Annotated in this window: 11 protein-coding genes and 1 pseudogene; 5 read left to right on the forward strand and 7 right to left on the reverse strand. The window is 67.0% G+C overall.

Annotated features, from left to right (window positions below):
* Positions 1–160: 160 nt before the first annotated feature.
* Positions 161–2,272 (forward strand): phenylacetic acid degradation bifunctional protein PaaZ, encoded by a 2,112-nt coding sequence (gene paaZ / locus ACZY0Y_RS15730; RefSeq protein ID WP_463959019.1) that lies wholly within the window; start codon positions 161–163, stop codon positions 2,270–2,272.
* 142 nt (positions 2,273–2,414) lie between these two features.
* The gene (locus ACZY0Y_RS15735; RefSeq protein WP_463884983.1) at positions 2,415–2,822 is read left to right on the forward strand and encodes a VOC family protein; all 408 of its coding nucleotides are present in this window, start codon (positions 2,415–2,417) and stop codon (positions 2,820–2,822) included.
* A 91-nt stretch (positions 2,823–2,913) separates the two neighbouring features.
* Here ACZY0Y_RS15735 and ACZY0Y_RS15740 read toward each other — a convergent pair whose 3' ends face one another.
* The 4 genes from ACZY0Y_RS15740 to ACZY0Y_RS15755 form a co-directional block, all read right to left on the reverse strand.
* The gene (locus ACZY0Y_RS15740) at positions 2,914–3,771 is read right to left on the reverse strand and encodes a DUF427 domain-containing protein (RefSeq protein ID WP_463959020.1); all 858 of its coding nucleotides are present in this window, start codon (positions 3,769–3,771) and stop codon (positions 2,914–2,916) included.
* A 66-nt stretch (positions 3,772–3,837) separates the two neighbouring features.
* Positions 3,838–4,443 (reverse strand): TetR/AcrR family transcriptional regulator, encoded by a 606-nt coding sequence (locus ACZY0Y_RS15745; RefSeq protein ID WP_463959022.1) that lies wholly within the window; start codon positions 4,441–4,443, stop codon positions 3,838–3,840.
* An 84-nt stretch (positions 4,444–4,527) separates the two neighbouring features.
* On the reverse strand, positions 4,528–5,856 hold the full coding sequence (paaK, locus tag ACZY0Y_RS15750; protein WP_463884977.1) for a phenylacetate--CoA ligase PaaK: 1,329 nt from the start codon (positions 5,854–5,856) through the stop codon (positions 4,528–4,530).
* A 16-nt stretch (positions 5,857–5,872) separates the two neighbouring features.
* On the reverse strand, positions 5,873–6,421 hold the full coding sequence (locus ACZY0Y_RS15755) for a hotdog fold thioesterase (RefSeq protein WP_463959024.1): 549 nt from the start codon (positions 6,419–6,421) through the stop codon (positions 5,873–5,875).
* A gap of 223 nt (positions 6,422–6,644) precedes the next feature.
* On the opposite strand from ACZY0Y_RS15755, the gene pta reads away from it, so the two are divergent.
* Positions 6,645–8,756, forward strand: a complete 2,112-nt coding sequence (pta, locus tag ACZY0Y_RS15760) for a phosphate acetyltransferase (RefSeq protein ID WP_463959026.1) — start codon at positions 6,645–6,647, stop codon at positions 8,754–8,756.
* 31 nt (positions 8,757–8,787) lie between these two features.
* Here pta and ACZY0Y_RS15765 read toward each other — a convergent pair whose 3' ends face one another.
* A complete protein-coding gene (locus ACZY0Y_RS15765; RefSeq protein WP_463959028.1) occupies positions 8,788–9,036 on the reverse strand; it encodes a hypothetical protein in 249 nt (82 codons plus the stop codon).
* Between the two features lie 121 nt (positions 9,037–9,157).
* Between ACZY0Y_RS15765 and ACZY0Y_RS15770 the strand changes: the two genes are divergently transcribed.
* Positions 9,158–10,327: an acetate kinase gene (locus tag ACZY0Y_RS15770; RefSeq protein WP_463959030.1), complete on the forward strand. Its 1,170-nt coding sequence runs from the start codon at positions 9,158–9,160 to the stop codon at positions 10,325–10,327.
* Between the two features lie 105 nt (positions 10,328–10,432).
* Positions 10,433–10,714 (forward strand): annotated as a pseudogene (locus ACZY0Y_RS15775) (GNAT family N-acetyltransferase); the annotation flags it as partial.
* A gap of 183 nt (positions 10,715–10,897) precedes the next feature.
* Here the strand turns inward: ACZY0Y_RS15775 and ACZY0Y_RS15780 are convergent.
* Both ACZY0Y_RS15780 and rfbA read right to left on the reverse strand, forming a co-directional pair.
* Positions 10,898–13,141 (reverse strand): S9 family peptidase, encoded by a 2,244-nt coding sequence (locus ACZY0Y_RS15780; RefSeq protein ID WP_463959032.1) that lies wholly within the window; start codon positions 13,139–13,141, stop codon positions 10,898–10,900.
* Between the two features lie 97 nt (positions 13,142–13,238).
* Positions 13,239–14,102 carry a glucose-1-phosphate thymidylyltransferase RfbA gene (rfbA, locus tag ACZY0Y_RS15785; RefSeq protein ID WP_463959035.1) on the reverse strand — a complete coding sequence of 288 codons (864 nt, stop codon included), beginning with the start codon at positions 14,100–14,102 and terminating at the stop codon, positions 13,239–13,241.
* Positions 14,103–14,214: the final 112 nt, after the last annotated feature.

A 14,214-nucleotide genomic window follows, 5' to 3' on the forward strand; every position in this document is an offset into this window, starting at 1 on the left:
CGTCTCCTCTTTGGCCGGAAATCCAGGGGCTCAGGCCGGTCAGTGCCGCCGCAGCTAGTGTGCGGCAGGCCTCATTCATGTACTGTAGACATATTACCGAACGGACGGTCAGTAATGCTGGCCGTGTTGATCTTGCCCCCGTTGGAAGGACCCGTCAACGATGACCACCACTGCAACCGCTCCGGAACCCACAGTAGACACTGTCGAGATCGTTCCCAGCTTCATCCAGGATTCCTGGTGGACGCCCGACGCCGGCTCCGCAGCTGGCGCCGCGTCCGTCCTGGACGCCAGCACCGGTGAACTCCTCGCCAAGGTGAGCACCGAGGGACTGGACCTCGCCGCCGTCGTGGACTACGGACGCACCACCGGCCAGGCGGAACTCGGCAAACTGACTTTCCACCAGCGCGCGCTCAAGCTCAAGGAACTGGCGCAGTACCTGAACGGCCGCCGCGAGGAGTTCTATGCCCTCTCGGCCCAGACCGGCGCCACCAAGATCGACTCGATGGTCGACATCGACGGCGGCATCGGCGTGCTCTTCACGTTCGGCTCCAAGGGCCGGCGCGAACTCCCCAACTCCCAGGTGATCGTGGACGGCCCCATGGAGGTGCTGTCCAAGGACGGTTCCTTCGCCGGCGAGCACATCTACACCCGCATTCCCGGCGTCGCCGTGCAGATCAACGCCTTCAACTTCCCGGTGTGGGGCATGCTCGAGAAGCTGGCCCCCGCGTTCATCGCCGGTGTGCCCACGATCGTCAAGCCTGCCACCCCCACCGGCTACGTCACGGCCGCCGTGGTCAAGGCAATCATCGAATCCGGCATCCTGCCCAAGGGTTCGCTGCAGCTGATTTCCGGCTCGGTCCGCACCATGCTGGACCACCTCGACTACCGCGACATCGTGGCCTTCACCGGCTCCGCCTCCACCGCCAACACGCTCAAGTCCCACGTCAACGTGGTCAAGGGCGGGGTCCGCTTCACCTCGGAAACCGACTCCCTGAACGCCTCGATCCTGGGCCCGGACGCCGTCAAGGGCACACCGGAATTCGATGCCTTCATCAAGTCCCTCGTCACCGAGATGACTGCCAAGGCCGGCCAGAAGTGCACCTCGATCCGCCGGGCCATCGTGCCGCAGGAGCTGGTGCAGGACGTCATCGCCGCCGTGGGGGAGCGGATCAAGGAACGCATTGTCCTCGGCGACCCGCGCGCCGACGGCGTCAACATGGGCGCCCTGGCATCCCTGGAACAGCTCGCCGATGTGCGTGCAGCCGTCCAGTCAATGCTCGACGCCGGCGGCGAACTCGCCTACGGCACGCTCGATTCCCCGAAGGTCACCAGCGCGGACGGCACCGTCGGCGTCGTCGAGGACGGCGCGTTCATGTCGCCCGTGCTGCTGAGCTGGGCCGACCCGGAAGCCGAAGAGGTCCACTCGCTGGAAGCGTTCGGTCCGGTTTCCTCGGTGATCGGCTACACGGACCTGGCCGACGCCGTCCGCCTCGCCGCCCGCGGCGGCGGATCGCTCGTCGCCTCGGTCTGCACCAACGATCCCGAGGTTGCCCGCGAACTGGTCACCGGCATCGCTGCCCACCACGGCCGCGTGCACATGCTCAACCGCGAGGACGCGCGCAGCTCCACCGGCCACGGTTCGCCGGTCCCGCACCTGGTCCACGGCGGCCCGGGCCGCGCCGGCGGCGGCGAGGAGCTCGGCGGCATCCGCTCCGTCCTGCACCACATGCAGCGCACAGCCATCCAGGGCTCACCGAACATGCTGACCGCCGTCACGGGCGTCTGGCACACCGGGGCCGACCGCAACTTCACGCTCGAGACTGAAGGCCAGCACCCGTTCCGGAAGCACCTGAGCACGCTGCACATCGGTGACGCGATCCGCTCCGGGCTGCGCGAAGTGACCCTGGACGAAATCACGAAGTTCGCCAACTCCACCGGCGACACCTTCTACGCCCACACCAACCAGGAGGCCGCCGCGGCCAACCCGTTCTTCCCGGGCATCGTGGCGCACGGTTACCTGCTGCTGGCCTGGGGCGCCGGGCTGTTCGTGGAGCCCGCACCGGGCCCCGTGCTGGCGAATTACGGACTGGAAAGCCTGCGCTTCATCACCCCGGTGGCCGCAGGCGATTCCATCCGGGTCACCCTGACGGCCAAAAAGATCACCCCCCGCGAGACGGACGAGTACGGCGAAGTGGCCTGGGACGCCGTCCTGACCAACCAGAACGACGAAATCGTGGCCACCTACGACGTCCTCACCCTCGTGGAGAAGTAGCCCGCCCTTTACTGCCGCCGAGGTGAGACTTCGCGCCCATTGTCCGCGGGGACATGGGCGCGAAGTCTCACCTCGAGGCGTATATTGGCCGACTCTTTCCGCCCCGCTCCGGCGTAGAATTTTGATCGTAGGAGGTGGCGAAATGACCCTATTGTTGAACAAAGCCACAACGGTCCTGCCAGTCGATGATGCAGAGCGTGCCCACCGGTTCTATGCGGACACCCTGGGCCTCCCGCATCGTGGCGTGGCAGACGATGGAAGCGAACTATTCGGCAGCGACGGCGGCCCCATGCTGCAGTTGATGCCTGTCAGGGATGGAAAGCATTCCGAGCACACCACCCTGAGTTTCGAAGTCTCGGAGATCGAACGGACCGTCCAGGAGATGGAGTCCAAGGGCGTCCAGTTCCAGGACTACGACCTGCCGGATCTCAAGACCGAGAACCACATCTGTACAACGGATTCGGAGAAGTGCGCCTGGTTCATGGACACGGAGCACAACATCCTTTGCGTCCACGAGAACTTCACGACGGCGGCTGACTACCAGCTCTGACTGCAGTTCCCAACACTCAAGGAACGACACCATGGAACAGCGCCCCGGTCCGCCGGTGCGCTGTTCCATGTCTTCGGGGCGGACGCGGCCCTCAAAGTGCCCCCGGACCGCTGGGGCGGGACCACGGAGTCACAGGCCGGGGCTGCAGCACGCCCGCCACGCTCAGATCGACGCGCTCATTGAAGAAGCTGACGAGGCCGTGGATCTGCGCCGCGTCGCGGAACCGCCGGTCATAGCTCCACGCAATGTTCCGCCCGTGCTCCGAGCCCGGAACGCTCCAGTAGCTGGCCTGGCCCTTGTAGGGGCAGACGGTCCGCTTGGGGCTCTCCTGCAGCAGGTCCAGCCGCACGTCCGCCGGCGGGATGTAGTACCGCACCGGGAGCAGCGTCTCGTAAAGCAGCTGCGCGCCGTGCGTGCGTGCCAGCGTCACGCCGTCGAGCGCTACCTGCACGTCCACGAACGATGCGCGGATATCAACGCGGTGAAACGGATCCCGCGGGTGGCCGATGATTTCCTCATCGTCCTCGAGCCAGTCGAAGGCGGCGAAATCCAGCGCCACATAGCCGGCCAGGTCGGGGTCCTCGGGCCGGAACGCGCCGCGGGGAACGGTCGCCGCAGCCGTCACGACGTCGAGTTCCTCACCGGGGCAGGTGTGGTTGCCAAAACCCGTTGTGGGGTCCAGGGACGTCGCAGCCGCGCCCTGTCGAAGCGCGAAAAGGTTCTCGTCTACAGGGGCCGCCGGCAGCGACGGCATGGCAAGCCCGGCCAGCAGGTCCTGCTCCGGCACAGCGAAGATGGGCGTGATCCGCCGTGGTTCCCAGATCAGGAAGGCCTGCAGGGTATCGACGACGGCGGTCCGGCCGAGGCTCGCGCGGATCCTTTTGGCAGTGGGTTCGTAGCGCATCCGGGGGACAGTGCTCATGAGCACCTGGGAGAGTTTGGTGGCCATCCTCCCAGCGTGGCCCGGGTGCCGGGCGCGGTCAATGGGATTCCGGTGGAGCCCCGAACCGCTCGCCTAGAGGGGGACGTGGAGGCCGTGGAAGGCCATGGTGATGACGTCGTCGGCCAGTTTCTCGGGGGAGAGGGAACCGCCTGGCTTGTACCACTCGACGATGGAGTTGATCGTGCCGAAGAGCAGCCGGGTGACGGTGCGCGGATCGATGTCCTGCCGGAGCGACCCCTCGTCGCGGGCCGCGGAAATCAGGGCCGCCACCTTGTGGTCGAACGTGCGCCGGCGTTCCATCGCGTCGCGTTCGATCTCGGTGTTGCCACGCAGGCGCAGCAGCAGGGTGACGAACGGCAGCCGTTCAACAAGCACGGAAATGGTCTCGCGGAGGACGAACTCCAGCCGGGCTTCGGCGGTGCCGGTGTTGGCCGCCGGCTGGTCCAGGATGGCTTCGAGGCCGCCCAAAGCGTGGTCGAGGGCGAGCTTCAGGAGGTCGCCTTTGGAGGGGACGTGGTGGTAGATGGCTGACTTTGAGATGCCCAGGTTTTCAGCAAGGATGCCCATGGAGGTGGCGTCATAGCCGTGGCGGTTGAAGACGTCGACGGCGATCACCAGCACCGACTGCTGGTCATAGCCGGGGCGGCCGCGTTTGGTGCTGGTTGCTGTTGTGGGCATAGTCGCTAGTTTCTCACGATCAGGAGATGAGCCAGCCCGCCGGGTGGCCCGGGCGGGCCGGCCGGCGGGCTGGACATGAGGTGGTCAGGCCTTGGGGCGCATGTCGTAGATCCGGCGGAGCTTGCCGTTGGACCGTTCCAGGGAGCCGGGTTCGACGACGTCGACGGCGCAGGAGGACCCGACGTGGATCTTGATCTGCTGCTGCAGGACCTTGGCGGCCGAGGCGACACCCTCGAGGGTGACGGACTCGCGGCGCTCGATCTTGACGGTGAGCTGGTCCATCCGCTGGCCCTCGGGACGGGTGAGCTCGAGCTGGAAGTGCGGGCTCAGCTCGGGGATGCGCAGCGCGATCTCCTCGATCTGCGAGGGGAACAGGTTCACGCCGCGCAGGATGATCATGTCATCGCTCCGGCCGGTGATGCGGCCCATGCGGCGGTGCGCGGGGCGGGCGGTGCCGGGCAGCAGGCGGGTGAGGTCCTTGGTGCGGTACCGGATGATCGGCAGGGCTTCCTTGGTGAGCGAGGTGAAGACCAGCTCGCCGGGTTCGCCGTCGCCCAGGACCACGGAGGGGTCGAAGGCGTCGATGATCTCGGGGCGGAAGTGGTCCTCCCAGATGTGGCTGCCGTCCTGGGTTTCCACGGCCTCGCCGGCGACGCCGGGCCCCATGACCTCGGAGAGCCCGTAAATGTCGCAGGCCTTGATGTTCATCATCACTTCGAGCTCGTGGCGCATTTCCTCGGTCCACGGCTCGGCACCCAGCACGGCGAACTTGAGCGAGGTGGAAGCCGGGTCGATGCCCTGCTTCATCATCGCGTCGGCAATGGTCAGCAGGTAGGTCGGGGTGGCCAGGATCGCGTCCGGCTTGAAGTCCTGGATCAGGGTGATCTGGCGTTCGGTCTGGCCGCCGGAGATCGGGATGACGGTGCAGCCGAGGGCCTCGGCGCCCGCGTGGGCGCCTATGCCGCCGGTGAACAGGCCGTAGCCGTAGGCGTTGTGGACCTTCATGCCGGGACGGACGCCGGAGGCACGCAGCGAACGGGCAACAAGCTTGGCCCAGTCGGCGAGGTCCTTCTTGGTGTAACCGACGACGGTGGCGCGGCCGGTGGTGCCGGAACTCGCGTGAATGCGGGCCACCTCGTGCTGCGGCACGGCGAACATGCCGAAGGGGTACTCCAGGCGGAGGTCCTCCTTGGTGGTGAAGGGAAACTTGCCCAGGTCGGAGAGCTCGCGGAGATCCTCGGGGCGGACGCCGGCCTCGTCGAACTTGCGCTTGTACAGCGGGACGCGGTCGTAGGCGTAGGCCACGGTGTGCTGCAGGCGGCTGAGCTGCAACGCCTCGAGCTCGTCGCGGGAGATGGTTTCTTCGCGGTCCAGGACAGCATCACTGGTGGGTGCGACGGTTTCTTGGGTCATCTGGGGTTCCCTGTTTCTATTTCTTGGAGATGGTGCGGCTGCGGCCGCGGAACTCGGCGACGAGTTCCCACGCAGGTGCGTCGGTGGGCATGTCGGTGGGGAGTTCGCCCGGGACCGTGGCAGCCGTGGCAGCCTGAGGCGTGCCGGCGGGTGCGGTCTGCGGTGCCGTAGGCGCGCCCGTATTGGGATCGGCGGCGTAGATCTGGATGTCGTAGAGGCCGCTGCGTCCGGTGCTCGCGCGGCGGTTGGCGACGGCGGTCAGGATCTGGCCGCGGAAGGCCGGCTTGAGGAAGTTGATGTCGACGCCGGAGGCCACGGTGATCGTGCCTTCGTCGCCCGGCTCCGGGCTCGCGGGGTTGCAGGCCAGCGCGAACGCCGTGTCGCCGAAGGCGAAGATCATCCCGCCGTGGGCCATGCCGAATCCGTTCAGCATTTCCTGCCGGAGCGACATGCGGATCGTGGCATGTCCGTCGTCCAGCGCCACAACTTCGATGCCCATCCATTCCGAGGCATAGTCGTCTTTAAGGATGGGGTGGGTGTCACCGGAAATCGTCAGTTCAGCCATGCGTCATTGCCTCCAGCTTTATTTACCGAATGTTCATTAGGTAATCCCATTTGGGTGCCTTCTGTCAAGAGCCAGCGGGCGTATGAAGCTCCCGGCGAACACAGCCGGACAGTCAAAAAGCCCCCCAAAACCCCGCAAAGAGCGGCCAGGAAGCAAGCGGCCCGGCAGGAGAAAGTAGGCTGGGAGGACCGAGCACCACCACGGCACAACCTAAGGGCGGATCATGGCCAAGGGGATCTACGTCAGCGCGACCACACCGGGCTCCGGGAAGTCGCTCATAGCGCTGGGGCTGGCGGACACGCTGCACCGGCATGCGGACCGGATCGGGTTCTTCAAGCCCGTCGTCAACGGCCACGACGCCGCCTCGGACCCCATGGTGGCCCTCATGAAGGCCCGGTTCGATCTTGACGACCAGCGCTGCCGCGGCGGCCTGACCTTCCCTGAAGTCCGCAGCCTGCTCGCCGAGGGCAAGCGCGAGGAGATCGACGCACGCTCCGTGGAGATCTTCGCCGAGATGTCACGCCATTGCGATGTGGTGATCGTGGAGGGAACGGACCTCACGGGCCAGGACGCCGCCGTCGAATTCGACCTCAATGCACGCCTCGCGAACAACCTGGCCGCCTCCATCGTGGCCGTAGTGGGCGCGAAGGGGCGGACGGTCGCGGAGACGACCGACGCCGTCGAGGTTGCCCGGAAGGAACTCCTCGCCGAACGCTGCTCGCTCCTGGCGATCATGGTGAACCGGGCCGACCCGGAGGACCTGGAAGCCATTGCCGCGGCCGTCCGCCCGGGCGCCTCGGGCCGGCCTGTCTACGTCCTGCCGGAGCTGGAGTCGATCGCCAGGCCGACCACCGGCGAGGTCGCCTCCGCCCTCGGCCTGGGCCAGGTGGCCGGGCTGCCGGACCTGGAACGGGACGTGCATTCGGTCAAGGTGGCGGCGATGAGCGTCGCCAATTTCCTCCATGTGCTCGACGACGGCGCCCTGGTGATCGTCCCCGGTGACCGCGCCGACGTGCTGGTCGCGTGCCTGGCGTCGTCGTTCTCGCCCGAGTTCCCGGTCCCGTCCGCGCTGATCCTGACCGGCGGCCTGGCCCCCGATCCCACCATCTACTCGCTGCTGGCGCAGGCCCCGTTCCCGATCTTCGCCGCCCCGGACGACACCTACGTGACGGCCAAACGCGTCTCCGAGGTGCGCAGCGAGATCTGCTCCGGGCACCGCCGCAAGGTGGCCTCCGCCCTGGGTCTGTGGGCCAAGCGGGTGGACGAGGCCGAGCTGCTGGAACGGCTGCACCTTCCGCGGCCGGAACGGATGACGCCGCTGCGGTTCCTGCACGACCTCATCGAACGGGCCCGGCTGCAGCGCCGGCACATCGTCCTGCCTGAGGGGACCGACGTGCGGATCCTGCGTGCCGCTGAAATTCTGCACCGGCGGGACGTCTGCGACCTCACGATCCTGGGCAACGAGTCCGAGGTCCGGGAACTGGCATCCACCCAGGGCATCGACCTCTCGGGCATGAGCATCGTGGACCCCGCGACATCGGAGCTGCGCCAGCAGTTTGCGGAGAAATACGCGGAGCTGCGGGCGCACAAGGGTGTGGACCTCGCCCGGGCGCTGGAACTCATGCTGGACGGCAGTTACTTCGGCACCATGATGGTGCAGTTGGGCGTGGTGGATGGCATGGTGTCCGGGGCCGCGCACACCACCGCCCACACCATCCGCCCCGCGCTGGAGTTCGTGAAGACCCGCGACGGCGTGAAGATCGCCTCCTCCGTGTTCCTGATGCTGATGCCGGACCGGGTGCTGGTCTACGGCGACTGCGCGGTCAATCCGGACCCGAATGCGGAGCAGTTGGCGGACATCGCGCTGGCCTCGGCCGAGACCGCCGTCCAGTTCGGCGTGGAGCCGCGCGTGGCCATGCTGTCCTACTCCACCGGCGGGTCCGGGACCGGCGAGGCCGTGGACAAAGTCCGGCAGGCCACCGAGATGGTGAAGGCGCGCCGCCCGGATCTCGCCGTCGAGGGCCCCATCCAGTACGACGCCGCCGTGGACGCCGCGATCGCGCAGTCCAAGATGCCCGGTTCGTCCGTCGCCGGGCAGGCCACCGTGTTCATCTTCCCGGACCTTAACACCGGCAACAACACCTACAAGGCGGTGCAGCAGTCCTCGGGGGCGGTCGCCGTCGGGCCCGTCCTGCAGGGACTCCGAAAGCCGGTGAATGACCTTTCCCGCGGCTGCACCGTGGAGGACATCGTGAACACGGTGGCCATCACCGCCGTCCAGGCGCAGTCCGCGGAGGCCGCCGCCGTGCCGGCCCCTGCGGCTGCCCGGGCCTAACCGGAGCGCCAGCGGACGGGGCGGATTCCGGTCAGCTGTTTTCCGGCTCCACAGGGCTGTCGGGATCTTCCTGCTTGGCTGGCTCATCTGACAGGCCGGCCGGTGTGAGGTCCAGGTCCTCGAGGTTCTCGGGGGCCTCGGGGGCTTCCCCGGTCTCGGCGGCCTTGAGGTTCCCCGTGTCGTCCAGCGCCGGGTTGGCGCCCTCGACGCCGGTGGGATCCGGCTTGCCGGACCCGCTGGCCGGCTCGGTGCTGTCCGGCTGGGTGGTGTCGTCAGTCATGGAAATCCCTTCGTGAATCGTCCAGTTGGTCCGCCGACTCTAGGCGCCCGCCGCGGCTTGCGCAACGGCGATACGATCGAACCTCCACCGACACCGCAGCAGCCAAGGCTTAGGAGGCCCAGTGCTCGTCCTCGTCATCAATTCCGGTTCGTCCTCACTGAAGTTCCAGGTCCGCGACGTCGAGGCCGGCAGTGTGCTCGCCGAGGGGCTGGTCGAGAAGATCGGAATGGGCAACGGCGGCGAGGGCGACGGCCAGATCGAGGGCCCCCGCGACCACGCCGAGGCTCTGGAGCAGGTCGACGCGGAGATCCACGCGGCGCTGGGGGACCGGACGCTGGATGCCGTGGGCCACCGCGTGGTGCACGGCGGCGAGCGCTTCTCCGCGCCGGTGCTGATCAACAACGAGATCACCCGGGCCATCGAGCGGCTCAACCCGCTGGCGCCCCTGCACAACCCGGCGAACGTGCTGGGCATCCGCGCGATCTCGAAGAAGTGGCCGGACATGCCGCAGGTCGCAGTGTTCGACACCGCCTTCCACCGCACCCTGCCGGAGTACGCCTGGCGCTACGCGGTGCCGGAGGAGCTCTATACCAACCACGGGATCCGCCGCTACGGCTTCCACGGCACCTCGCACGAATACGTGGCGCACCGGGCGGCGGCGCTGCTGGATGTCCCGGTGGACGAGTTCGACGCCGTCATCGCGCACCTGGGCAACGGGGCCTCCGTCACGGCGATCCGCGGTGGACAGTCCGTGGACACCTCGATGGGCTTCACCCCGTTGGAGGGCCTCGTGATGGGCACCCGCTCCGGTGACCTGGATCCGTCCATCCTCGTCTTCCTTGGCCGGGCCGGCTGGTCCCCGGAGGACCTCGACGCCATGCTCAACCGCCAATCCGGGCTCAAGGGCCTGGCCGGCAACAACGACATGCGCACCGTCGTGGAGGCCGCCGAAGCCGGGGACGCCAAAGCGGCCATGGCGCTCGCCGTCGCGTCCTACCGGCTCTCGAAATACATCGGCGGCTACCACGTGGCCGTCGGCGGGGCGAAGGCGCTCGTGTTTACGGCCGGGATCGGGGAGAATTCGCACCAGTTCCGCGCCCTCGTGGCGGAGCGGCTGGGTGCCCTGGGCGTGCAGCTCGACGCCGGCCTCAACCGCGAACGCTCGAAGGAACCCCGGGTGATCTCCTCGGCGTCCTCGGCCATCCCCGTGCTCGTGGTGCCCACCGACGAGGAGCGCGCCATCGCCGAGGCCACGGCCGCCGTCGTCACCCCCTCATCGACTGCTCCGTAGCGGCCCTTTTGGCGGCCCAAAACGGCACTTACGGAGCAACCGATGGGTAGCCTTGGGCCATGACGGATCTGAACTTGCCCCTCCGCACCGAACGGCTGGTGCTGCGCCGCTGCGGCCCGGGGCAAGGGCACCGCATCCGAAGCCGCCGGTGCGTTGCTCAAACTGGGCTTTGAGGAACTCGGCTTCCACCGCATCAACGCCAAGCTCGATGCGCTCAACACCGCCTCCGCGGTGTTGTGCGAACGCCTTGGCATGCGGCTGGAATCCACCCAGGTGGACAAGTGGCGCTACAAGGGCCAGTGGGCCACCGAGGTGGTGTACGCAATGCTTGAGGACGAGTGGACGGCCAGGCAGCAGGCCGCGGACTTAACCATTTCCCAGGCGTAGCCGCCATATCCCTCAAAATGAGGGCCCGATGTCACCAATTTGCCACAAATGGCCGCCATGATGGGTCTCATAGCGGCCAATTGCGTCGAATGGGCACCTTGTCAGGGCCCGTAGCGGCCAATTTCGTCGAATGGGTGCGGGCCCGGTGCGAGTGCCCGGCCAGGCAAGCCGCCCAGAGGGCAGTTACTTAACCCCGGCCCCCGGCAAGAGTTCCGTGGCGCCCAGGGAGTCGGCGACAAAGGCATAATCCCAGGCGCGTTCCTTCCACTGCACGTAGCGGCCCGAGGCGCCGCCGTGGCCGCCGTCCATCTCGATCTTCATCACGATCGGCTCGCTGCCGGTGTTGAGTTCGCGCAGCCGCTGCACCCATTTGGCCGGCTCCACGTAGAGGACCCGGGTGTCATTAAACGAGGTGACCGCCGCGATCTTGGGGTAGGCCACCGCGCGGACGTTCTCGTACGGCGTGTAGGACTTCATGTACTCGTACACGGCGCGGTCGGTGATCGGGTTGCCCCATTCCTCCCACTCCAGCGCCGAGAGCGGCAGCTCAGGATCCAGGATGGTGGTCAGGGCGTCCACGAACGGGACGGCCGCCACGATCGCCGCGTACTTCTCCGGCGCCAGGTTGGCCACGGCACCCATCAGCAGGCCGCCGGCCGAACCACCCATGGCCGCGATCCGCGCCGGGTCCACCCAGCCGGACTGCGCCAGCCAGTCGGTGGCCGCGATGAAGTCCGTGAAGGTGTTCTTCTTCTGCAGCTTCTTGCCGGTGTCGTACCAGTGCCGGCCCAATTCCCCGCCGCCGCGGATGTGGGCGATCACAAACACGATGCCCCTGTCCAGCAGGGAGAGCCGGGGGATCCCGAAGCTGGGATCCATGCTCATCTCGTAGGAGCCGTAACCGTACACCAGCCCGGCCGCCGTGGCATCGCGGGCCACCGAGGCGTGCCGCAGCACCGAAAGCGGGATCCGGGTCCCGTCCGACGCCACCGCCCACTCCCGGGTCGCGACATAGTCCGCGGCCGAGTAGCCGCCCAGCACCGGGCTCTCCTTGCGCAGCAGCAGTTCGCCGGCGGGCAGCTCCGCGGTGGGCAGCACAAAGTCGTAGACCCGCGACGGCGTGAAGTAGGACGTGTAGCCCATCCGGATTACCGGCGCCTCATAGTCGGAGCCGGCAACGCCCGCGGTGTAAAGCTCCTCCTCAAAGGCCGGCTCCACCGGCGCACCCTGCTCCGGCGTGCCCAGCCCGGCAAGCGGCAGGACCTGCACGCGCTCGATCGTGTCCTTGCGGATGGAGACCACCAGATGCGTCGAAGTGACCCCGGCGCCGTTGACCCGCACCTGGTCGGAATGCCCGACGACGGTGGTCCAGTGCTGCTCGGCGAGCGGCTTGGCGAGCTCGGCCGGGTCCACGAGGGAGACCATGGAGTTGATGGCGTCCCTGTTGTGGGTCAGGACGATGGTTTCGGTTTTGTGCCCGTCCGGGCCAGCCAGCAGGAACGGCTCGGCCTCGTAGAGGATGCGCTCGTCCCGGGAGATCACGGTGCTGAGTCCGGCGTCGAGCGCGTCGAAGCGCAGCAGTCGCGTCTCGCTGAATTCCGAGCAGCCGATGCCGAGCACCAGGTGGCGCCGGTCGGCGGAGAGCTCGAAGCCCAGCCACATGGCGACGTCGTCCTCCTGGTAGATGACCTCGTCCCCCTCGACGGGTGTTCCGAGGACATGGGACTTCACCTGGTAGGGACGCCAGGCGTCATCCACCACGGTGTAGAAGATCCGGGTGCCGTCGGGGGAGAAGGAGATGCCGTAGAAGACGTTCTCGATCACATCGGGAAGGAGCTCGCCGGTCCGCAGGTCCTTGATGCGCAGCGTGAACCGCTCGTCGCCGGCGTTGTCCACGGCGTAGGCGTAGAGGTTCCCGTCGATGGTCACGGCGGCGCCGCCGACGGCGAAGAACGGCTTGCCCTCTGCCTCGACGTTGCAGTCCAGCAGGATTTCCTCGCCCGGGACCTCGACGCCGACCTCGACGGCGGGGGGCGTCCAGTCGGCGACGCGGTCCCCGGTGTCCTGGGCCCGGACGCGGCACTGGATGCCGTATTCCTTGCCCTCCACTGAGCGGGTGTAGTACCACCAGCCGTCCTTGCGGTTGGGCACGGAGAGGTCCGTCTCCTGGGTGCGGGCCTTGATCTCCTGGAAGATGGCCTCGCGCAGCGGCTCCTGGTGGGCCGTGACGGCCTCCTGGTACGCGTTCTCGGCCTTGAGCAGCTCCACGACCTCCGCGGATTCCTTGTTCCGCAGCCATTCGTAGTTGTCCTCGAAGGCGTCACCGTGGTGCGTGCGGACGGCAGGGATTTTCTTGGCCACGGGGGCGGCTGCAGCGGGTGTTTCCACGGCGTTGGAAGGGCCGCCGGCGGCGGGAGTCTCAGTCATGCTCCCCAATATATAGAGCCAAACGGTGGCTGGCGCCCACTTTCGCCGTGGGGGTATTCGCCCGGCTCACGGCCATGGCCCGACGGCGGGACCGCCGCTATTGGCGCTTGTCTGCCAGGAGCCCGAGCAGGTAGGAGCCGTAGCCGCTCTTGGCCAGGGGCTCGGCGCGCTCGCGGAGCTCGTCGTCGGTCAGGAATCCGAGCCGCCAGCCGATTTCCTCGGGGCAGCCGATGGAGAGTCCCTGCCGTTTCTGAACGGTCCGCACGAATTCGGAGGCCTCGTTAAGGGAATCGAAGGTTCCCGTGTCCAGCCACGCGGATCCACGGGGAAGAATCTCCACCTGAAGCTTTTCGCGTTCCAGATAAACACGGTTCACGTCGGTAATTTCCAGCTCGCCGCGGGCTGATGGCTTAAGGTTCCGGGCGATCTCCACAACGTCGTTGTCGTAGAAATAGAGGCCGGGCACCGCATAGTGGCTCCGGGGATTTGCAGGCTTTTCTTCCAGCGAGATGGCCTTGCCCGCATCGTCGAACTCCACCACGCCATAGGAAGAGGGGTCCGCGACCCAGTAGCCGAAGACGGCGCCGCCATCGATGTTCGCGAAGCGGCGCAGCTGAGTTCCCATGCCGTGGCCGTAGAAGATGTTGTCGCCCAGCACCAGGGCAACAGGCCCGTCGCCAATGTGTTCGGCGCCAAGCACGAAGGCCTGGGCCAGCCCGTCCGGGGAGGGCTGCTGCTTGTAGGTGATGCTGACACCGAACCGGCTGCCGTCACCGAGCAGGCGCTCAAACTGGTCACCGTCGTGGGGAGTGGTGATAATAAGGATGTCCCGAATCCCGGCCAGCATCAGGGTGGACAGCGGATAATAGATCATCGGTTTGTCATATACCGGAACCAGCTGCTTGCTGATGCCCAACGTAATCGGATGAAGTCTTGAACCGGTCCCCCCGGCGAGGATAATTGGCTCTTCAGAATTGAGAGTGTAGACATCGCTGCCGTGTGAGGAGTTCGGGCGGGGAGTTGTTCAGCTGAGGTGAGGGCCTTGGGAGAGAATCAAGGTATCTACTCCGCTG

Source organism: Pseudarthrobacter kochi (genome assembly GCF_055412805.1).